Raw genomic sequence first — 20,767 nt, 5'->3', positions numbered from 1 at the left:
TTTCTAGTTTAACTTACAATAAGTAAGTTAAACTTTTTAATTATTTATCGCTGATTATTCGCCAAAACTTGGTCTAGGTACTGCAAAACACCCTGTTCATTGTTAGTTGTGGTTTGGTGGCGAGCAATCCGTTGAACCTCTGGTGCTCCATTGGCCATCGCAACTCCATCGCCCACTGCCGCTAACATCTCTAAGTCATTCCCGCCATCACCAAAAGCACACATCTCCTCCAATGGGATTCCCAAGCGCCGTCCTAAAAATTTTAGTCCGCTCGCTTTATGCAGACCCGGCTGGATCACGTCAAAATTACCATGCCCACTAGTCGTCAGCTCCCCTATCTGGGCTAACTGTTTTTGCAGTCGTGCCATAAAATCTCGCTCTACTGGTGTCTCATAATTAAAGGAGTACTTGGTGATCTCTTCATTGATTTCAGCAAATGATGAGACTACCTGCAGCCGCCGATTATAAAAGTGAGCCTCTTCCATGAATTGCGCAGTACTTGTCTCAAGCACGTATGCACTCTTTAAGCCACTCACTACCAACTCGGCCGCTAAACCAGGATATTCCAACAATTGATCTAAAATAGCTTGTGCATGGTCAGTTTGAAAATGTGACTCAAAATATTTCGTGTGCAAGTTGCGAATATAAGCTCCATTGTCTGCGATATAAATGATTTCCGGAAAGTCTGCAAAGAAAGTTTTGAGTTGATAAAACTGATTACCGCTAGCAACAACAAACTGGACACCTTGGGCTTGCATTTGCCGGTATAAGCTGGCAAAGTGTTGACGATCGTAGTCTTTTTGATCGTTTAAAAAGGTCCCGTCCATATCGACGGCAACTAACTTGTACTTCTGTGACATGCTTGCTCCTCCTCATATTAGCTCAACTGACTAATTTACCCCAAGATAACATGGAATCTCTGATAATCATACTAATCTGTCTTCTCTGTCACCATTGAAAAAGCTCACTAATTTCGCTATACTAGCATTCATGTTTCACAAATTATCCGAGGAGGCCATCACATGGACCGTAAGAGTTTATTCAGTGTCTTTTTCTTTGGCTGTCTGGGCGGTTTAAGTCGCTATGAACTAGTCAGCTTATTTCCTGGCCAAACCACAACACTATTGATCAATCTAGTCGGCTGTTTCTTGCTGGCATTGATCACTTATTACATTATTGAACGCCAAGTTTCTGCCGGTTGGCTGAGCACCGGCCTCGGTACTGGCTTTGTTGGTGCTTTTACGACCTTTTCTTCGTTTTGTAACGACCTAGACCAGGCTTTTATTAACCACTCTTACCTGAGCGGCAGCCTATATCTGTTACTTTCGATTCTCGGAGGCTACCTCGCTGCTTGGTTGGGTTATCTTCTCGCCGGCCAGTTAACCGCTAGAAAGGGTGTGACCAAATGACTCCCTTGCTAGTCGCTCTAGGGGCTGGTTTAGGTGCCAGCCTGCGGTTTATCTTGACAACTTGGTTCAAACAGCATGTTCAGCGAGCCTTTCCGTGGGCAACACTCATCATCAATCTGCTTGGCTCATTTTTGCTGGGAATGTTGGTCGGATTAAAACTACCAACGAGTCTCTACCAAATTCTTGGCATTGGTCTCATGGGCGGTTTCACTACTTTTTCAACTTTTAACGTTGAATTACTTACATTAACACGTAATCAGCCCCGACAACTCGCCCCTTACGCCTTAGCCTCATACCTTGGTGGCCCAGCCATTTTAATGCTGGGGCTTTTATGTGGCAAAATCTGCTAAAAAAACGTTACCTGCCCAGCAGCAGATAACGTTTTTTGTCATAATTTAAAGTAGGTCACTATTTATTCCTTAGCCTGTTTCCCGACTACTTTGCCATCGCGAACTTCAAACAAATATTGGCCTTTAATGTTCTGGCCGCTTTCATCCTTAGTAATGTAGTAAATCAATCCGATGGTTGGTGTCATTTGAACTTGGTATGGTGCTCCCATTTGGTCTAATAATTCATCTTGACTGATTTCCTTGTTCACTGCATCATATTTTTCTGGAGTGAATTTCTTATTTTCAACTGAAGGTTGTAACAAGAACTTCGAAGTTGCTTCTTTCTTGTCATTCGTTGAAACTCTAACATAACCAGTCTTGGTGTAGTTAGTGTACCAAGTATAACTGCCAGAAGCTGAACCTTCACTAGTATTATCTGGTTTGCCAAACTCTTTCGTTAATTCATCAACAGTTGTCCCAGCTTGCTTATCTTTGGCTAATTTGATGGAATTAAATTGGTCCATTGAAATGGCCTTTTTAACTTTCAAATCTGCCTTAGGCAAACTCTTGAATTTACCATCTTCAATTTTGGTAAAACCCTGTTTCTTTATCAGTTTCTCACTCTTTTCAAAACTGATAAACTTGGCTTTCTTATCAGAGTCGGTTGAGGAATTTGTTCCAGCTAACTTCAAGAAATCCTTGACTGAAGCCTTAGATAAGTCAACTGTGACCTTTTCGTCCAAGTAGCTGTCATGATAAGTGATCTTATCTGTTACACCTTTAGTATCGTTATACTTTTTAAGCGTTGATTTAACGGCTTTTTTAGCTTCAGCATTATTGTTGACCCGCAATGTTGCATATGTGATCTTGTTGGCCGTGGTCTGTTTGACCACCTTATCTTTTTGATAATAGTAGGTGACCCGTGAGTCAGATCCATTGCCGATTTTCTGGAAGGATGTATGCTCAGTCTTTGGAGTACACCCTGCGACAATTAACAACATTGCTCCTAATGCGAATAATACCTGGACCAATCTAATGGACATCTTTTTTACTTTCATAATAACTCCTCCTATGGTTATTAATAAATTGCTTTATTACCTGCCATATTCATAAGCATTCTGAGAATAATTGGCCGGTCAGTGAGAATGAACGATTTTCTCACATGATCGTGTCAAATTTATTTAACAAAGAAAAGTATACTGAAAGCGTTTCGATAAAGCAAATGATATGCACCATTAGAATACAAAGTGATTAGCTGCCCAGCACTCTCTGAGCCTGAACTTTAATGAATTTTTGGCATTGAAGGTTGGGTTGTGATAAGCGGAAGGAATTACTTTGTCGAGCTTGATTACTATTTCAGGTCCGTCCCGTTTGAAGCAATCACTTTTTGGAACCAAGCAAAAGAATCCTTCTTGTAGCGTTTCATCGTCCCGTTGCCTAAGTCATCACAATCAACGTACACTAAACCGTAGCGTTTCTTCATTTCACCAGTCCCATTAGAAACTAAATCGATTGCACTCCACATTGTGTAGCCCATTAAATCAACACCATCTTCATTGACTGCATCAGCCATAGAACTAATAGCTGCCCGCAAATATTTGATCCGATAATCATCATGAATAGTGTGATCGCTTTCTAACTGATCAGCCCAGCCCAGGCCATTTTCCACGACCCAAAGTGGCCGGTGATAACGATCCCACAAGGTATTTAAGGCTAACCGTAAGCAGTCTGGATCGGTTGCCCAACCCCAAGCATTAGTTTCTAGGTATGGATTGCTGACTCCTGCCACACCTAAGTTTCCGGAGGCATCGCCGTCGGTCGGATGAGTAGTCAAAACAGAGGAACTATAACAAGAAAAGCTCAAAAAGTCAGCGGGATATTCAGCCAGTAATTCATAATCTTGCGGTGTATCATCTAGTTGAATCCCTTGTCGTTCATAGCTCTTCAACCGGTATTCTGGGTAGCGTCCGCCAACTTGAACATCGGAATAAAAGAGAGTCTCTTGCTGAGCCTTCATAATTTCAACTTGGTCGGCAGGATCACACGTATAGGCATAGATTGGTGCATAAGCCAACATTTGTCCAACTTGCATTTCGGGGTCGATCTGATGTGCAGCTCGCACGGCTTTAGCACTGGCGACAAATTGGTTATGTGCTCCTTGAGCTCGATTCTGCGGTGTTGGATCAGTCAAACCGCCACCCATATATGGTGCAAGGTCCATCGCGTTAATTTCATTAAAAGTTGTCCAATACTTAACTTGGCCCTTGTAATGTTTGAAAACTGTCACTGCATATTTTTCAAATAAATCGATCAACTTCCGGTCTGCCCAGCCGCCATAGCGTTCAACTAAAGACAATGGAGCATCATAATGAGATAAAGTGACCATCGGTTCGATCTGATATTTTTGACATTCTGCAAAAATTTGGTCGTAAAAGGCTAACCCAGCCTCATTTGGCTGCTCGTCGTCTCCGTTGGGAAAGATTCGGGACCAGCTTAACGAAAGCCGGAACGTTTTGAAGCCCATTTCAGCCATCAACTGAATATCCTCTTGATAATGATGATAAAAATCCGTGCCATGGTGACTAGGATAGTGATACTCAGGTAAAATTGCTGGACTCGCATCCGCTGGCACGGAAAATTCTTTGCCCCACACTAATGGCGACGTTCCAGTGGTTCCATCTGCTTTTTTCCAAGTAACTAATCGTGGTTGGTCTACCGCACCATTAGTTAACACGTCGATCGCGTTTAATCCCTTGCCACCTTGGTCGTAGCCGCCTTCATACTGGTTAGCTGCCGTTGCTCCGCCCCAGAGAAAACCCTTCTTAAAAGCCATGTATTTTCATCCTCCTTGAGTTAAAAAAAGAACAGGAGCTGCAAATTGCTTTGTCCACTCTTGTCCTTTCTAGTTAATTGTTATTTTTTTAATTCATCGAGTTGTTCATAAACATCAACAAAGTTCGTTGCCAAATCTACAAACGTAATCGCAGTCATCAGATGATCTTGCGAATGGACCATCAGTAATGTCACCTGAGCATGTTCACCCTGTGCTTCTTTAGTCAACATCCCTGTTTGTGTGTTATGAGCATCAACTAAAGCTTGTTGTGCTTCGTCTAATTTTTGATGAGCATCATCAAAATTACCTTCTTTGGCAGCCTTGATTGCTTCAACCGCAAATGACTTAGCGTTACCAGCGTTAATGATCAAACCCATTGTCGTCTGTAGTTGTTCTTCTTCAGACTGTTGTGACTTTTCTTCTTCTGCAGCCATTTTAATCCTCCAGTTTTAAACCACTAACTTAGCGATTATTATTCACCCATCAAATCGTAGGCTTGTTTGATAACTTTATCACCTTGCATCATTCCGTAAGCTTGCATATCAATGACAGCTACTGGAATATTCTTATCAGCTAATTTTTTCTTGAAATCTGCTTCCATATAACGAACTTGAGGTCCAAGCAAGACAACGTTGATTTCTTGTTGTTCCAATTTTGAATCAGCTTCTGCGGCTGGAACAGCGAAGATTTCTGCGTCTTTGCCTTCTGCTTCAGCAGCTTTCTGCATCTTTGTTACCAACAAACTAGTACTCATACCTGCTGCACAACATAACATGATCGTTTTTTTAGCCATAAATAAAGACCTCCATTTTTTAGCTCTTTACCTAGCGTAGTTTTTTTAAGCTTGCTTAATAAAGCGCTTTCTATTACAATATATTTATATCATATTGGTACGAATTTTACAAGTACCTTTAAATAAATTATGGGGGACAGGTTGATGAGCTTAAAATACAAAGAAATTTCTCAAGATATTGCCGCTAAAATCGCTGGAAATGTCTTCCAAACTAAACTTCCCAGTGAATCTGAATTAATGGACATGTATTTAGTGAGTCGAAATACTGTCCGGAATGCAATTGACGTTTTATATAACCAAGGCCTGATCAAAAGAATTCAGGGTAGTGGTTATTTTGTCAATCAGCCGCTACATAATGAGGATCATCTAATGAACTTAGCAAATAAAGTTGGCATGAATGCCCTTGCCAACGAGACCCCAGTCACATCCAAGGTCCTATCATTTGCCAGTCAGACTGCTGGACGTGAAGTCGCTAAATTGCTAAGGTGCCAACCAGATGAACCGGTCTACTACATTAAACGGTTACGTTATTCTAAAAAAGAACTCTTAAGTTTAGAAGAAGCATATTATTTACGCAGTGCCGTTCCATATCTTGATGAAAAAATCTGCACTAAGTCGATTTTTAAATTTATCATTGATAATTACAACGTTGAAATCGTGAACGCTGATGAATATGTTAGGCTCCACCATCTTTCTGAAGCAGAGGCTGCAGCAACCGAGCATTCAGTCAACGAATCAGTTTTACGGATCGAGGAAATCAATTACCTTAAAAATGAACGCCCCTTTAACTATTCTCGAACTTGCTATTTCCAAGACGATTTAACCTTGTATTATCACATTAGTAACTATCTACATTAAAAAAGCCCTGCTTGATGAATTAACTTGAACTACGTCATCAAGGAGGACTTTTTGATTGCTATGCTAATTTTGGCTAGGTAAGCTAGTTTTCATAATAATTAAGTGGCATCTATAATAACCAAGCTAAAATTTCATCGGGGAGTTTCGTAATTGCGATTTCAACGAAATTTTCCTTAGAAACTTGGGCTAGATCTGCTGGATAAGTTACATTGAATGTACTCCCTAAGCCAGCTAAATCGTTCACACATGTAAAAACAAAGTCCAAATCATACACAAATAGTGAAACTTGTGCTTCAGAGTCAACTATATCCCAAAAATGTTTGTTTGTTGGCGGTAGACTAAGGAGCTTCTTTAATGCTCTAACTTTATCTCGCTCGCCTGCTTCTCCGTTCTTCAATATTAAACACACTCCCTAAGCCATCCGCGATTTTCTATCCATTTTGCCATAATGTCAGGGGGGCAATTAGGGGGCAACTAATAATTGCCCCCTGCCATTTTTTATCTATTTTCCATTTAAATCAAGGCTTTATCTGGCTCTGGCAAGAAAAACAATGTTAGTTTTTTTCTGCAGACCTTGCTTCTAATGACACAATGCTAGTTGCAACTCTTTCTAAAAAATGTTGATCATGTTCAACCAATAAAATTGTCGGTTTAATACGTGTCAGTAATTCAATCAGCTGTTCTTGATTATAAATATCCAAGTAGTTTAATGGTTCATCCCAAATATACAATTCTGCTGGTTGTGAAAGAGATTTTGCCACTTCAACTCTTTTTTGTTGTCCCAAGCTCATCTTCTGGATTTCCTGCGTAAAGGCCGACCGTTCCAAGCCTAACTTATGCAAGTTATTCAAAAACATCTCGTAATCCAAGTGATGTTCTTCTGCAAAATCTGCAAGATAACCCGGGTTATTATTTTCAAAATCTTGGCGAATATAACTAACTTTCACTTTTTCTGGCCACTGTAATTCGCCCTTAATTTCACCAGTAAACTTCTGTTGCAGTGCTTTGATCAAGCTTGTTTTCCCACTACCATTGGGTCCGGTTAAACCGACACACTGACCTTTTTCAACAGTTAAATTCACTGGCGCAAATAATGCAGCATCGTCATAAAATAATTCTAGTTGTTGCGCAGTTAATAACCGACGATGATGTCCTGGTTGAAAATTCAGGTCAAGTTGATCCACTTGTTCAATGTTTTTAAGCAGTTTTTGTTTGGTCTGTAATTCAGCTGACATTCTGTGTTCTAACGATTTCGATTTTTTCATCACTCTCGCTGCTCGCGCACCAATATGTCCGGTATCATAAATACTGCCGCTGCCTTTAATGTGCGGATCACCCCGCTTATCTTTTTCGCGACTACCCGACCACCGTTCTTTTTCTCGCGCCGTTTCTTTCAATCGCCGAATTTCCTTGGTTAGTTTCACATTTTGTTGGCGTTCAAAATCGTCTGATAATTGTTTTTCCTGGGCATAAGTGGTGTAGTTTCCAGCATATAAGGAGACTTTCGCCTTGTCGATAACTAAAATATGATCGACCACTTGATCAACAAAGGTTCGGTCATGACTAACAACAATAAAGCCTTGCTTTTTTTGCCGTAAATAAGTCGCAACTTGTTGACGTCCAGTTAAATCTAAATGATTGGTTGGTTCATCTAGTAGTAAAAAGCCTGCCTGTTCTGCAAACAAAGCAGCCAACCGCAGCTTTGTTTGCTCTCCACCTGATAAACTCTGAAATGGGCGCCATAATATGGCCGGATCAACTCCCATCAAGGTTAGCTCCCGTTCCAACTCCCACGTTTCAAAATCCATCCCGCTATTTAATGCATCGCTCGCTAATTGACTTGGATCTGTAACCTCTTGAGGGAAATAACTAAGGTTCAGCTGGTGAAAGATTTTCCCCCGATATTCTAGTTTTCCCTGTAATAACTTGAGTAGGGTTGTTTTTCCACGTCCATTCCTACCAAACAAGCCTAACTTCCATGCCGAATCTAAGTTTAAGTTCACTTCTTTAAATAACTCTTGTTCTTGTCCTGGATAACTAAAAGTTAATTGTTCAATTTTAATTTGAGCCATACTGATCTCCCTCGTTTCAAAAAACGCAAGGGCGATAATTCAAGAGCCAGCTTTAATTTATGGGACGCAAAAAGACCCAAAGCATTAATTAATTTATCTCTCAAACTATCTGGGCACACTAAATAAATGTGTACTTCTACCTTGCCCATTCACAATAGTTTTGAAAAGCTAAATTAATTCTTCAATGCTTGGATCTCTCACTTTCGTTGTTAGATTAATGTCAGTATAACAAATCTTGTTCGGAATAGATAGTCTGACGTTTCGTGCCTGTTTTCTCAGAAACTAAGTCATACTCCTATGTGAATCATAATCGACTCCGTTAGAGTGGTGACATCCATTCAAACGTGCTCTTTTTTGTATTTAACTGTTTGCAACGCTAAATTACCAGATAATTTGTCCCACCAAATTCTATCGTTTTGGTAAAGAACTTGTGAAAACTCTTTCATTTGACTGATAATTGTTGCATAATGGACTTAATTACAAATTGCAAGGAGATGTCTTTTTGATTTTTGAAACAATTAAAGCTCTAGCAGCTGCTAGAAATATTCCGCTACATACAATTGAACTCGCCCTTGGTTTACCACTTGGAACCCTACAGGCTTGGAATCAGACAGCACCTTGCAATAAACTGGTTAAGGTCGCACGCTACTTCCAAGTACCGGTCGAAAGACTGTTAGCCTAAGCCTCAGCACAGCTGTTTAAGTTTGGCAATAAAAAATGAAAAAATAGTCCTGAACCTTTATCTATCAATAGGTTCAGGACTTTCTTTGTTTACCAAAAGTTGTAGTGTAAAATCGCAAATTAACTTACTGCCGGTTTATCAATATAGATATTGTAAGTCACTCGCTGTTGTAGGATAGGCCCATAATAGCTGTTGTACTTGCTTGGACGAATACTCGGCACCAATTAAACTACTCAAGTAATTGATCATCTCGTCGGCTTCTAAACTTAAACAAGCAGCTCCTACTACCAATCCACTCATTTGATCAAGAATCAGTTGAACTTGTGCTTGCTTTTCGCCCTGACGCTTGTAAGTGATCCAGTTAGTCATTTCAACTTCTTTAACTTGATAGCGTGCGACATTTCTTTGTGCTTGGTTTTCAGTCATTCCGATCTGAGCTAATTTGGGTAGGGAAAATACAATCGTCGGTACCAGCGGATAACGAATCTCATCATCTCTGCCGCCCAATTGTGCAGCCACGTAACGAGCTTCAAACCCAGCCACCGGTGTTAACTTTGGCACCGGAGACGCTGCTGCATCACCAATCGCATAGATATGTGCTGCTGTCGAACGTAAGTGTCTGTCGACAATCACACCTTGGTTAGAATACTCAACACCTGCTTGAGTTAGTCCCAGATTGTCCACATTAGGCTGACGTCCCACTGCCGCAAAAACTCGATCCGTAACTTGACTAAAACCATTGGGGCCGGTAACTTGAAAACCATCTGCAGTCTGTTGAACCTCAGTGACTGCTTGGTTTTCAACAAATTCTACCCCTTGATCCTTTAATTCAGCTACCAAACCTTGCACTAACTGTTGTGGGAAAGCCCGTAGCGGATGAGCATTGTGTAAGACCATCGTGACTTGTGCACCAGCCTGAACTGCGATCCCAGCCAACTCAAAGGCAACATAACCTCCGCCAATCAGCACGATTTTAGCGGGCATCTCGTCTAAATCTAAGAAGTCAGTGGAAGTTTGCAAAAATTCTTGTCCGGGGATATCTAGTGTTCCTGGACGTTGCCCCGTGGCGATCACGAAGTTTGTGGCCGCTAATTGATGATCTCCCACTTGTAAATTTTTAGTGGTTAAAAATTTAGCGTGTCCAACATAAGTGGTAATACCTGCCTTTTCCATTCCTTGCTTCGTGGCTGAACTAATTGGCGCAGTATACTCACGTTTGTTAGCCATTAGTGTTGGCCAGTCAACCGAGATATCTGACTTTAACCCACGCTGAGCTAATAGTTCAGCTCTTCTTTTGGCTTCAACAGCTGTATACAAGATTTTTTTCGGATCACAACCCCGGTTTGGACAAGTTCCTCCCCACAAATCTTCTTCTACCAGCGCAACTCTTTTACCTTGTTGCTTTAAAGCCGTTGCTGCCGCCGTTCCAGCCGGACCTGCACCAAGTACAACGACGTCAAATTCTTCTGCTAACTGATTCATTTTCCCACGCTCCTTAATCTTCATTTTGACTGAGATAATTTAATAGCAGTTGCCGGTTCAAATAGCCGCGGCTCTGACCGGTTTGAGCAATAATTTCAACATTTTCATTGATACTCAAGGCTTGAAAAACATCCCGTAAAGCTGCGTCTTCCGCTAAGCGTCCAGCAGCACTCTGTTGTTGACTGCTTAAATCTGTCAGCGGTGTAACAGCCAATAACAGTTGACTGACTGGCCTGTCATAAACATTTTTCGCCACACTCGTTTTAAAAAAGTCGCGAACGAAGTCATTAGCAGGGTGTTGCGCAATTTCTTGCGGCGTTGCGGCCTGTAACAGCTGGCCGTCACTCATAATACCGATCCGATTCCCAATCTTCAGGGCTTCATCCATATCATGAGTCACAAACACGATCGTATTATGCAACTGCTGATGAATATCTAACACCAAATCTTGGAGATCTTTTCTTGAAATTGGATCTAGAGCGCTGAAGGGTTCATCCATCAAAACAATTGGCGGTTGAGATGAAATTGCTCGTAAAATCCCTACACGTTGCTGTTCCCCGCCAGACAACTCACGCGGATAACGGTTGCGATATTTAGCTGGTGACAAACCAACTCGATCTAATAAGGAATCCGCTAACTGCTGCAGTTGTGCTTTCGGTGTTCCTTTCATTTCTGGGATCAATGTAATATTTTGCGCCACAGTCATGTTAGGAAACAGAGCAATTTGCTGCAAAACATAGCCCATCATCCATCGCAACTTCTGTAAAGGATAGTCTTGTGCTGGTTTTCCATTGATCAGCACTTGCCCAGCAGTCGGCTGTTCCAACCGATTCATCATTTTTAAAGAAGTTGTCTTGCCACTCCCAGACGAACCCACTAGTACAAAACGTTCTCCTTGCTGCACTTGCATATCCATGCCAGAAATTACGGCTGTCTCGCCAAAGCTTTTTTGCACAGCCTGAAATTCAATTGCAGTTGTCATTTATTCGGCCTCCTTTAACAAATGGTGTGAAACAAGATACTGGTGAGCAACCTCTGCCGGAGTCTTGTCTTTCACGTTGACCTCATAATTCATTTCCTGCATCTCTTGTTCAGTCACTTTGCCTGCCAAACGATTTAAACTGCGCACAATTTTGGGATGTTTCTTAGCGAAGGCGGCCGTCATCAACGGTGCTCCCTGATAGGTAGGAAACATATGCTGGTCATCTTTTAAAATTCCCAGGTGATATTGGCGCAATTCACTATCGGTCGAATAAGCATCAACAATATTGATCCGATTTTTGCTAATTGCTTGGTAACGTAGTGCCGGCTCCATCGATTTGACAGGAAAATCTAGTCCATAAACTTTTTTAATTCCTTTGAGTCCATCGCCCCGGTCAATAAACTCTAAGGTCATCCCGCCCTTTAAAATGGACTGCACGTTTTGCAAATCACTGATGGTCTGCAAATGATGTTCTTTTTTAAACTGAGTTTTCACCGCTAATGCATATGAATTGTTATACTTCATTGGTCGCAACAAGGCTAGATCTTCCTGTGACAGCATTACTTTTTTGGCCTTAGAATAAGTAGCCTTGGCCGTCAAACCGGTTGTCTTTTGCGGCTTTTTAGCCAGAGTTTCCAGCACTGTTCCGGTAAACTCAGGGTAAATATCGATCTGATTATTTCTTAACGCATTAAATAAAAAGGTTGTCTTCCCGAAATTAGGTTTCAGTGTCACTTTGACATGCTGATCATCATTTTCAATCAATTCTTTGTACATATTAATTAAAATCTCTGGCTCTGAGCCTAATTTGCCAGCAATCGTCACCGTTTCAGTCCGATTAACATACGCATTGTAGGCACTGCCTCCACCCAACAAGACGATAATCACTGCCAAAACACTAACAGCTGTTTTCACTGACGCATGTTCCAACCATTTGATCAGCGTACTCATAATAATAGCCAAAACCCCCGAAGCAACTGCCCCAATTAAAATCAGCGAGGTATTATTTCGGTCGATCCCGAGCAAAATAAAGGTCCCAAGTCCACCAGCACCGATCAACGCGGCTAAAGTGGCAGTCCCAATAATCAGCACTAACGCCGTTCTGATCCCAGAAATAATGGTCGGCATCGCTAGCGGCAACTCAACTTTCATCAGCTTCTTAATACGTGACATCCCAAATGCATCCGCTGCTTCTTCCAGTGCCGGATCAATTTCTGTGAGGCCTAAATACGTGCTCTGAAAAATTGGTAATAAAGCATACACTACTAGGGCAATCACCGCTGGAACAGTTCCGATCCCAACTAGCGGAATCAGCAACCCTAGCAACGCCAAGGATGGAATTGTTTGTAAAACACCAGTCACCTGTAACAAAACTTCTGCGATCTTGTGATGTTTAACGACCCAGATTGCTAATGGGATCGCAAGCAGCATTGCAATTAACAACGACAAGGTTGAAATCTGCAAATGTTGTAATAGCGCCTGCCCCAGCTCTCCTTTTCTTTCACTATAAGTTTGAATAATTTGTCCCATTTTTTTACCTTCTATACTTTAATCATTTCTTCTCTGTTAACTATTATCCACCAATCTTTACTATTAACTATAGCAATTATTTGACTAGTCACAAAATGATTCGACTTACTTCTCTAATTTTCCTGCAATCATGCAAAAAGACTATTTCAAATACAGCGGTCCTCTGACTAAACAATGACCCTAGTCCATTAATAACTCTACTACTAATTTCTACCCCAAAAGATTTCCCGGGAAATCTTTTAACGAAAATGTTCCGATCTATTTAAGCAACTTTAACTGCTGCAATTTCGTATGAATCAAAGTGCCTTTAGTTGGGCTTATTCTGACTTAAATGTTATCATAAGACTGAAAAACAAAGAATTTCAGTCCATTTTCATTACAGCTTTTTTAGTGGAAATATACTCACTGTTATTTGAGAAAACTTTCCCCCAGTTCAATATATTTTTAAGCGCACCGAAACTTTTAGTTTTATTCTACAAATTAAGGGTGTACAATGTTTATGGTTCGCAAAGAAAGGTGGTTTTACAGTTGAGTGAAAACAAACAACCAACTCAAAAAAAACACCGTTTGGTACAATATGCCAACGGAAGCTCTCTTGAAGAAATCAACGGTACTGTCGAAGTCCCCAAGGGCAAAGGCTTTTGGAAAACTCTATTCATGTACTCTGGTCCCGGCGCTTTAGTTGCGGTCGGATATATGGATCCTGGTAACTGGTCAACATCTATTACCGGTGGGCAAAACTTCTCTTACCTACTGATGTCTGTGATTTTGATGTCGAGTTTAATTGCCATGCTGTTGCAATACATGGCCGCTAAACTGGGCATAGTAAGTCAGATGGATCTGGCGCAAGCAACTCGTGCACGAACAGGAAAAGCACTCGGAATTATTTTATGGCTCATGACCGAATTAGCTATTATGGCCACTGATATCGCTGAAGTTATCGGTGGTGCGATCGCTTTATATCTTTTATTCAAAATTCCATTAATAATCGCCGTGTTCTTAACTGTCCTAGATGTTTTGATCTTGCTGTTATTAACTAAGATCGGTTTTAGAAAAATCGAAGCAATCGTTGTTTGTTTGATTTTTGTGATCTTAGGTGTCTTCATCTACCAAGTTGCTTTATCAGACCCTAACTGGGGTGAAATGTTCAAAGGCTTCTTGCCAAATGGTCAAACCTTTGCTAGTTCCCCAGAAGTCAATGGAATGTCACCAATTTCTGGTGCCTTAGGTATCATCGGTGCTACAGTTATGCCACATAACTTGTACTTGCATTCAGCTATTTCTCAAACTCGTAAAGTTGATCATTCTGATGAAGAAGATGTTGCACGAACAGTTAAGTTCACAACTTGGGACTCTAACATTCAGTTATCATTAGCTTTCATCGTGAACGCTTTACTGTTGATCATGGGTGTTGCCGTCTTCAAGTCCGGTGCCGTTAGTGACCCATCGTTCTTTGGACTTTATGAAGCACTTTCAGATACTTCAACTTTAAGTAATGGGATTTTGATCAAGGTTGCCCGTTCAGGTGCCTTATCTGCCCTGTTTGCCGTTGCCTTACTGGCTTCTGGTCAAAACTCAACCATCACTGGGACCTTAACTGGTCAGGTTGTTATGGAAGGTTTCGTCCACATGAAAATGCCGCTCTGGGCTAGGCGCTTAGTTACTCGTTTGATTTCAGTTGTTCCAGTTTTAATAGCTGTTCTATCAACTAGTGGTCAAAGCGAAGTCCAACAACACGTAACGATCAATAATTTAATGAACAATTCCCAGGTGTTCTTAGCCTTTGCCCTACCATTCTCAATGATCCCGCTCTTAATGTTAACTAACAGTAAGACGGAAATGGGAGATCGCTTTAAGAACTCCACTTGGGTTCGAATTGTCGGCTGGATCGCAGTTCTTGGTTTAACCTTCTTGAATATGAAAGGTTTGCCAGATTCTATCGCTGCTTTCTACGGCAGTCATCCAACTGCTGCACAAACTTCAACAGCAACAATGATTGCCTATATTCTGATTGCAATCATCATTGCTTTACTAATTTGGACAGTGACTGATATTTATCAGGGTGACAAACGCTTGGCACAAGAACAAGCTGCTGAAGCCGCACAGAATTCAGAAGAAGATTAATTCTAATTAAAAAACCGTTTAGCTCACATTGCTAAACGGTTATTTTTTTAGTTCATTTTTTCTTTTCTCAATTAGTTCTTCTAGCATCTCGATGTCCGCTAGTGTCGCCCTTTTGTTAATAAAAGAACGGGCTCGTGAACGATGATTAAGATAAGCACTATATTCCTTATTCTTGGCACGCCACTTACTGGTGGCAATTGATTGTTTATTAGGCATTAATAAAACACCTTCTATACTTTAAAAACGGTGATAAGCTGCCCCACGAGTGTTGTAACTTAGCAAACGGACGAGCAGCGTTGATCATCCTTTGAAATTTACCAACAAACATTTTCATATCGAATTCTGACCTTTCGTGTTATAATGAAATTACCAAGAAGGGGAAGGTCAAGTTCCCCTTCAACTGGCAACTATCTATGCCAGCTCAAAAAGATTTTGAAAGCTAAGGGCAAGAGACTGATCTCTAATGAGAAGCTGAAAGCCATTAGCTTTTTTCTTTTATGCTTTGGCAAGGAGGTCACCTCCCTTCTTGGTACAATTACTATTATTGTCCTATGATTATTTAATTGAAAGCGCTAACTTAACTTTTTTAAATTAAATTTAATCACCAAAAATTACGAGAGAATTGCTCATTGAACTACCATCCTTTAAAAAGGATGGATTCAGGGAACACAGCAAACTTATCGGTTAGATCACTCTAACTAAATAGACAGCGGTCACTGCTATTTACCACGGTACGTTCCATACCTTAGTTTCAATACTCGACTAAACGAGTGCTTTTTCTTTGGTGGTTTGGGCTAGTCCACGGTGCAAAATATTTTGACTAGCATTAATGTCACGGTTTAAGTGTGTCCCACAAGTTGGACAAACCCATTCCCGGACGGCTAACCACTCATGCTGGTTTAAATTGTCAAATTGATGGTTCTTTTGCCCACACTGATGGCAAATGCGACTCGTGTTTTTAGGATCAACAAAAATTAGTTGCTTTCCGTACCAATCACACTTATATTTCAGCATGGTAACTAACTTACCCCAACCAGCGTTAGATATCGCACGAGCCAGATGATGATTTTTCAGCATCCCTTGTGTATTGAGTTTTTCCACCACGATCACATCGTAATTTTGCACTAACTGGGTCGTCAGCTTTTGCAGTCGGTCATAACGACGGTCACTGACTTGACGTTTGAGTTTAGCGGCTGTGCGACGGGCCTGTTGGTAGCGCGGAAACTGTTTTAAACTAGTCCGTGGCAACAAGAGCTTTTCGTGCTTATCAAAAGCCATTTCTTTCTGGGCATTTCGTCTACGACGGGCCATTTTGCGTTCCCAGATTCTAACTTGTTGTTTAGCTTGGAGGTCAAAATGCATCATATTAACTTTTTGCCCATTCGACAAAATCATCAGGTCATCTAGTCCTAGGTCAATCCCCACTACTTTATTAGTTTTAGTCTTGGGTTTGAAAGCTTGTTTTTCACTTTCAATTAAGATGGTCGCATAATATTGACCTTGGGCATTGATCCGAATGGTTGCACGTTTAATTTTGCCATTTAGTATCCGACCAGCTCGAAAATAGACTTGCCCGAGCTTGGGCAGTTTTAGGTGGTGATTGTCAATGACTTTAATGTTTTGATTAACTGCTTTAGTTGTATAACTTTGGGCATAGTCTTTCTTACTTTTAAACTTTGGATGGCCGTTCTCGAGTTCCGGATCAAAAAAGCGCATAAAAGCGTCGTGCGGATGATCATTCGTTGCTTGCAAGGCGGTTGAGTCAACGTCCTTTAACCACGGGTATTCTGCTTTTAAAGGTTTTAGCATTAAATTCATCGCATAATTGTTTTGATACTTAGCCTGGTGATTGTTTTCATATCGCTCATTTTGCATGGCTACCATTTGGTTCCATAAAAAACGCGTCGAACCAAAAGTTCGGTTCATCTGGTTAATTTGTTTTTGATTGGGATATAAGCGGACCTTAAAAGCTATCGACGTCATTGATCTCACCACCTTTTCTTTAGCATAGCACTTTATTTGGTTAAAACAATGTGTAATTTATGTAGCGTACAATGTACGCTACGGCTATCCATCCCCCGACTAAAGTCAGGGGTATTTCGCCAAAAGCATCAATAAAACTATGTACTTGCTTACATCGTCAAACGTTTTGATATCGAATCTGTGTCTTTCATGTTATAATAAAACTACCAAGAAGGGGAAGGGCAATTCCCCTTCAGTGGCTTTACCGTTGCCACTTAATAGAAAGCTTGAAAGCTAATGGTGTGAGGCCAATCTCAATCGAGAAGCTGAACACTTTTAGCTTTTTTCTTTGGCTATTAGGCAAGGTACGACACCTCCCTTCTTGGTACAATTATCATTATAGTCCTATGATTATTCAATTGAAAGCGCTTTTTAAACCAATTAGTGTTAAATTTAAAACAGAAAGACTACACTAACAGTAGATGGTTTTTCACTTATTGAATTACATCAAGTAACACCTAAGGAGGACTTCAAATGAGCCTAACTGTAAATCTATACTACACTGGTAAAAACGGGGCTGCCCGCCAGTTTGCCCAAGAAATGCAAGACTCCGGGGTCGTTGACCGCATCCGTGCTGAAGAAGGCAACCTAAAGTATCGTTATTTCACTCCCATAGACGACCCAGAAACAATTCTGTTAATTGATAGTTGGACCGATCAAGCCGCTCTTGACCGTCATCACGCTTCGTTAATGATGACTGAATTAGCCGCACTGCGAGAGAAATACGACCTGCATATGCAAATTGAACGCTACCGCGACGACGATGCAGATAATTTTCAAGATGAAGAATTTATTCGCGATTAAGCGCAGAAAAATAAAGCTTGAAAGCTAATTTTCAAGCTTTATTTTGTTGGATCAATAATCTTGACGACTTGAAACTCCTGTCCATCAAAAATCAGCTTAATAATGGCACAGTGCGGTAATTCTAGCGGTTGTTTCCCAAAACTCTCCTGCCAGATTTGCTGTAAAAAATAAAAGCATGCCCCGTTATGAGAAACCACCAGAATTTGTTGATGGTGGTCATTTTGCGCAATGTCCGTTAAAGTTCGCAGCATTCTTTGCCTGACTGTCAGTGCACTTTCTCCGCCAAATGAAACATAAAAATTCTCAAACGCATCTGGTCCCTTGGGCTGCAAGTACGTTGCCTGAGCTTCAAAATCACCAAAATCCATCTCTTTTAGCCCTTTTAGCCGTTGATAAGGCGCATTAGTCACTACTTCTAAAGTATCGCTGGCTCGCTCTTGTGTCGAAGCATACCCATAGTCAAACACAATGTTGTGCCGTGCAAAATAATTTTTGGCGTCTTTGGCCTGTTGAATTCCTGTTTCTGTTAAGGGAGAATCGCTTGCTCCCTGAATTTTATGCAGTTTGTTAAACCGTGTTTCTCCGTGTCGCATCAAATACAGTACTTTTTTCATCATTTCTCCTGCTTGAGCTTTTTCACGTTGATTGATTCTACGAAATTAAATTGATCATTTGCAAAAGTCAGCTTCAAAATGCAGCAATTATGAAAATCTGTGACCCGCCGTTGAATTTCCGCATAAGAAAGCCATTTTTGCAAAAACATAAAGCACGCTCCGCCATGACTAACGGCTAAAACTCGGTCATGTGTTGGTTGTTGCATGATTTCAGTCAACGTTTGATTCATTCGCTCTCGAACCTCATAATCTGCTTCTCCACCGTATTGCACGAAAAAGTCGCCATAAGAATGGCGTTGTGAGTCATTTTTAGGATTCAGTTGTTCACTTTGGCCTTCAAACACCCCGAAGTTCCACTCTTTGAGTCCCTTTAAGCGTTGATAAGGTTGACTAGTAATACATTCCAGCGTATCACATGCTCTTTCCTGCGTAGAAGAATAGGCATGGTCAAACGACAGTTGTTGCGCCTTAAAATATTGGCCAACTTCCTTGGCATCTGCGATCCCTTGCGCGGTCAGCGGCGAATCACTGGCCCCTTGAATTCGATGTAATTGATTAAACAACGTTTGCCCATGACGCATTAAATATAGTTCTTTGACCATAAACACCTCTCCGATCCAATCTTTAATTTAAACACCTTTATCGTATATCTTGTAACCGCTTTTGTCACCTGAAAAAAAACCGTCCCAGAACAATCTACTGTCCTGGAACGGTCATCGACTAATATTTAGTTAATCTTTCTCTTAGGATTCATAATATTCATGGGATCAAAGAGATTCTTTAATTGGTGTTGGATGCGGTCAACTGCGCCGCCCAATTCAACATTGTTCCACTGGTTTTTGGACATACCGACAGCATGTTCACCAGAAATAGTGCCACCCAAGTCCAAAGCCTTATGGAATAACAAACGAATTGCCTGAACAACGCGTTCCGGTGCTTCTTCTTGGTCGTTCCATAAAAGACTTGGATGCAAGTTGCCATCGCCAGCATGACCAGCTGTATAGATGTCGACGTTTAATTTCTCGCCCACTTCTGTAATGTAATCAGCCATTTCAGCTAATTTGGACAACGGCACTGCCATGTCTTCCATAATATAGTACTTGCCCTTGGCAAAGACAGCTGGCAGCATATCCTGACGTAACTTGATCAAACTAGCGATCTCATCAGCGTCTGAAGTGACTTGGATTCCCCAAGCATCATGCTGTTCCAAAATCTTTTTGGATTCAGTTTCTTGGAGATCACTAGCGCCATCAAAGCTAAACAAAAGTAGTGAAGAAGACTCGCTCTTACTGTATGAAGTCTTTTCATATTCGTCCAAAGCCTTCACAGTCTTGCCGTCCATTGCTTCAAGCATCGATGGATTTAAGCCAGAATTCCGCAAGTCAGCGACACCCTCGGCCAAAGCTGCCATATCCTTGAAAAAGGCGATCCCAGTAATTGACTTGCCAATTGGTTGTGGGTAAAGTCTCACGGTAACTTCAGTAATGATCCCAAATGTTCCTTCAGAACCCACAAATAATTGCGTTAAATCGTAACCAAAGGCCTGTTTAAAGGTCCGGCCACCCAGGCTGATTTCTTCACCGCTTTCGAGCATAACTTTCATGCCCAAAACGGAATCCTTAGTTGCACCGTACTTAACGCCGCTCATTCCGCCAGCGTTAGTAGAAACATTCCCACCAATGGATGACATTGGCTTAGATGCTGGATCTGGGGCGTAGAACATCCCTAATTTGCGAGCAGCTTGGTCTAAATCTTGGTTGATCACACCTGGTTCGACGACAGCCAATGAATCACCCTTGCTGACTTCTTTAATGTGGTTCATGCGTGCGGTCGAAATGATCAAGGCGTTATTCACACCATCGGCACCGATCACGGTACTGGTGTCAGCTCCTTGAGGAACGATCGGTAAGTGAAATTTAGTTGCTGTTTTAACTAAGCCGCGGATATCTTCAACGTCTCCGACTTCAACGTAAGCCAAAATATGTCCTTCGATTTTGTTTTGAGCGTTGCCGTTAGCTGCGTGTTTGTCAGCAACTTCATCATCCGTATGGATCTCTGCATGAGGTGCATTTTGTTTCAAAAATTCAATAATTTCATCGTTATCATATGCTGTAAAAATTGCCATAAGACTGAGACTTCCTTCCCGATTTGTTAGTTTAAATTATTATTTTTTAATTCACTTACTTTTAGTAAGTTATTTACAAAGAATACTTTAGTTCTTTTTCTTCGCGAA

21 protein-coding genes are annotated in these 20,767 nt (G+C 41.1%); 6 read left to right on the top strand and 15 right to left on the bottom strand.

What is annotated here, in order from left to right; genetic code table 11:
* Nucleotides 1-44: 44 nt before the first annotated feature.
* Nucleotides 45-860 carry a Cof-type HAD-IIB family hydrolase gene (locus tag LPAF129_RS05830; protein WP_244055222.1) on the bottom strand — a complete coding sequence of 272 codons (816 nt, stop codon included), beginning with the start codon at nt 858-860 and terminating at the stop codon, nt 45-47.
* 162 nt (nt 861-1,022) lie between these two features.
* Between LPAF129_RS05830 and LPAF129_RS05825 the strand changes: the two genes are divergently transcribed.
* Together LPAF129_RS05825 and LPAF129_RS05820 are read left to right on the top strand one after the other, a co-directional pair.
* Nucleotides 1,023-1,409: a fluoride efflux transporter FluC gene (locus tag LPAF129_RS05825; protein WP_244055221.1), complete on the top strand. Its 387-nt coding sequence runs from the start codon at nt 1,023-1,025 to the stop codon at nt 1,407-1,409.
* Nucleotides 1,406-1,759: a fluoride efflux transporter FluC gene (locus LPAF129_RS05820; RefSeq protein ID WP_244055220.1), complete on the top strand. Its 354-nt coding sequence runs from the start codon at nt 1,406-1,408 to the stop codon at nt 1,757-1,759. The genes LPAF129_RS05825 and LPAF129_RS05820 overlap by 4 nt, the downstream gene beginning before the upstream one ends.
* 62 nt (nt 1,760-1,821) lie before the next feature.
* Here the strand turns inward: LPAF129_RS05820 and LPAF129_RS05815 are convergent, their stop codons facing one another.
* From LPAF129_RS05815 to LPAF129_RS05800, 4 genes are all read right to left on the bottom strand, one after another.
* Nucleotides 1,822-2,796, bottom strand: coding sequence for a DUF1307 domain-containing protein (locus tag LPAF129_RS05815; protein WP_244055219.1), 975 nt, complete (start codon nt 2,794-2,796; stop codon nt 1,822-1,824).
* Between the two features lie 293 nt (nt 2,797-3,089).
* Nucleotides 3,090-4,571 carry a family 1 glycosylhydrolase gene (locus LPAF129_RS05810; protein ID WP_244055218.1) on the bottom strand — a complete coding sequence of 494 codons (1,482 nt, stop codon included), beginning with the start codon at nt 4,569-4,571 and terminating at the stop codon, nt 3,090-3,092.
* Between the two features lie 80 nt (nt 4,572-4,651).
* Entirely contained in the window at nt 4,652-5,005 is a 354-nt protein-coding gene (locus LPAF129_RS05805; protein WP_244055217.1) for a PTS lactose/cellobiose transporter subunit IIA, read from the bottom strand.
* 38 nt (nt 5,006-5,043) lie between these two features.
* Nucleotides 5,044-5,364 (bottom strand): PTS sugar transporter subunit IIB, encoded by a 321-nt coding sequence (locus tag LPAF129_RS05800; protein ID WP_244055216.1) that lies wholly within the window; start codon nt 5,362-5,364, stop codon nt 5,044-5,046.
* Nucleotides 5,365-5,508: 144 nt separating this feature from the next.
* Here LPAF129_RS05800 and LPAF129_RS05795 point away from each other — a divergent pair, with 144 nt between their 5' ends.
* On the top strand, nt 5,509-6,222 hold the full coding sequence (locus LPAF129_RS05795; RefSeq protein ID WP_244055215.1) for a GntR family transcriptional regulator: 714 nt from the start codon (nt 5,509-5,511) through the stop codon (nt 6,220-6,222).
* 109 nt (nt 6,223-6,331) lie between these two features.
* On the opposite strand, the gene LPAF129_RS05790 is transcribed toward LPAF129_RS05795, so the two are convergent.
* Nucleotides 6,332-6,619: a hypothetical protein gene (locus LPAF129_RS05790; RefSeq protein ID WP_244055214.1), complete on the bottom strand. Its 288-nt coding sequence runs from the start codon at nt 6,617-6,619 to the stop codon at nt 6,332-6,334.
* Nucleotides 6,620-6,776: 157 nt separating this feature from the next.
* On the bottom strand, nt 6,777-8,294 hold the full coding sequence (abc-f, locus tag LPAF129_RS05785) for a ribosomal protection-like ABC-F family protein (protein WP_244055213.1): 1,518 nt from the start codon (nt 8,292-8,294) through the stop codon (nt 6,777-6,779).
* A 502-nt stretch (nt 8,295-8,796) separates the two neighbouring features.
* Between abc-f and LPAF129_RS05780 the strand changes: the two genes are divergently transcribed.
* Nucleotides 8,797-8,976, top strand: a complete 180-nt coding sequence (locus tag LPAF129_RS05780; RefSeq protein ID WP_244055212.1) for a transcription repressor — start codon at nt 8,797-8,799, stop codon at nt 8,974-8,976.
* A gap of 138 nt (nt 8,977-9,114) precedes the next feature.
* Here LPAF129_RS05780 and LPAF129_RS05775 read toward each other — a convergent pair whose 3' ends face one another.
* The 3 genes from LPAF129_RS05775 to LPAF129_RS05765 are packed head-to-tail and all read right to left on the bottom strand — an operon-like array spanning nt 9,115 to nt 12,970.
* Nucleotides 9,115-10,458, bottom strand: a complete 1,344-nt coding sequence (locus LPAF129_RS05775; RefSeq protein ID WP_244055211.1) for a dihydrolipoyl dehydrogenase family protein — start codon at nt 10,456-10,458, stop codon at nt 9,115-9,117.
* A 13-nt stretch (nt 10,459-10,471) separates the two neighbouring features.
* Nucleotides 10,472-11,440 carry an ABC transporter ATP-binding protein gene (locus tag LPAF129_RS05770; RefSeq protein ID WP_244055210.1) on the bottom strand — a complete coding sequence of 323 codons (969 nt, stop codon included), beginning with the start codon at nt 11,438-11,440 and terminating at the stop codon, nt 10,472-10,474.
* A complete protein-coding gene (locus LPAF129_RS05765) occupies nt 11,441-12,970 on the bottom strand; it encodes an ABC transporter permease/substrate-binding protein (protein WP_244055209.1) in 1,530 nt (509 codons plus the stop codon).
* Nucleotides 12,971-13,498: 528 nt separating this feature from the next.
* Here LPAF129_RS05765 and LPAF129_RS05760 point away from each other — a divergent pair.
* Entirely contained in the window at nt 13,499-15,094 is a 1,596-nt protein-coding gene (locus LPAF129_RS05760) for an Nramp family divalent metal transporter (protein WP_244055208.1), read from the top strand.
* Between the two features lie 39 nt (nt 15,095-15,133).
* Here the strand turns inward: LPAF129_RS05760 and LPAF129_RS05755 are convergent, their stop codons facing one another.
* Together LPAF129_RS05755 and LPAF129_RS05750 are read right to left on the bottom strand one after the other, a co-directional pair.
* Nucleotides 15,134-15,310, bottom strand: coding sequence for a hypothetical protein (locus tag LPAF129_RS05755; RefSeq protein ID WP_244055207.1), 177 nt, complete (start codon nt 15,308-15,310; stop codon nt 15,134-15,136).
* A gap of 546 nt (nt 15,311-15,856) precedes the next feature.
* Nucleotides 15,857-17,077, bottom strand: a complete 1,221-nt coding sequence (locus tag LPAF129_RS05750; RefSeq protein WP_244055206.1) for an RNA-guided endonuclease TnpB family protein — start codon at nt 17,075-17,077, stop codon at nt 15,857-15,859.
* Nucleotides 17,078-17,590: 513 nt separating this feature from the next.
* Between LPAF129_RS05750 and LPAF129_RS05745 the strand changes: the two genes are divergently transcribed.
* Complete coding sequence (locus LPAF129_RS05745) at nt 17,591-17,920, top strand: putative quinol monooxygenase (protein ID WP_244055205.1); 330 nt, start codon at nt 17,591-17,593, stop codon at nt 17,918-17,920.
* 38 nt (nt 17,921-17,958) lie between these two features.
* On the opposite strand, the gene LPAF129_RS05740 is transcribed toward LPAF129_RS05745, so the two are convergent.
* From LPAF129_RS05740 to LPAF129_RS05730, 3 genes are all read right to left on the bottom strand, one after another.
* Complete coding sequence (locus LPAF129_RS05740) at nt 17,959-18,534, bottom strand: histidine phosphatase family protein (protein WP_244055204.1); 576 nt, start codon at nt 18,532-18,534, stop codon at nt 17,959-17,961.
* Complete coding sequence (locus tag LPAF129_RS05735; protein ID WP_244055203.1) at nt 18,534-19,136, bottom strand: histidine phosphatase family protein; 603 nt, start codon at nt 19,134-19,136, stop codon at nt 18,534-18,536. The genes LPAF129_RS05740 and LPAF129_RS05735 overlap by 1 nt, the downstream gene beginning before the upstream one ends.
* A gap of 125 nt (nt 19,137-19,261) precedes the next feature.
* Nucleotides 19,262-20,659, bottom strand: coding sequence for an FAD-binding oxidoreductase (locus LPAF129_RS05730; protein ID WP_244055202.1), 1,398 nt, complete (start codon nt 20,657-20,659; stop codon nt 19,262-19,264).
* Between the last annotated feature and the right edge of the window lie 108 nt (nt 20,660-20,767).

Origin of the sequence: Ligilactobacillus pabuli (assembly GCF_022836475.1) — a bacterium.
Taxonomy (GTDB): domain Bacteria; phylum Bacillota; class Bacilli; order Lactobacillales; family Lactobacillaceae; genus Ligilactobacillus; species Ligilactobacillus pabuli.
Note: the sequence above shows the minus strand (reverse complement) of the source record. Positions and strands in the feature narration are given on the sequence as shown.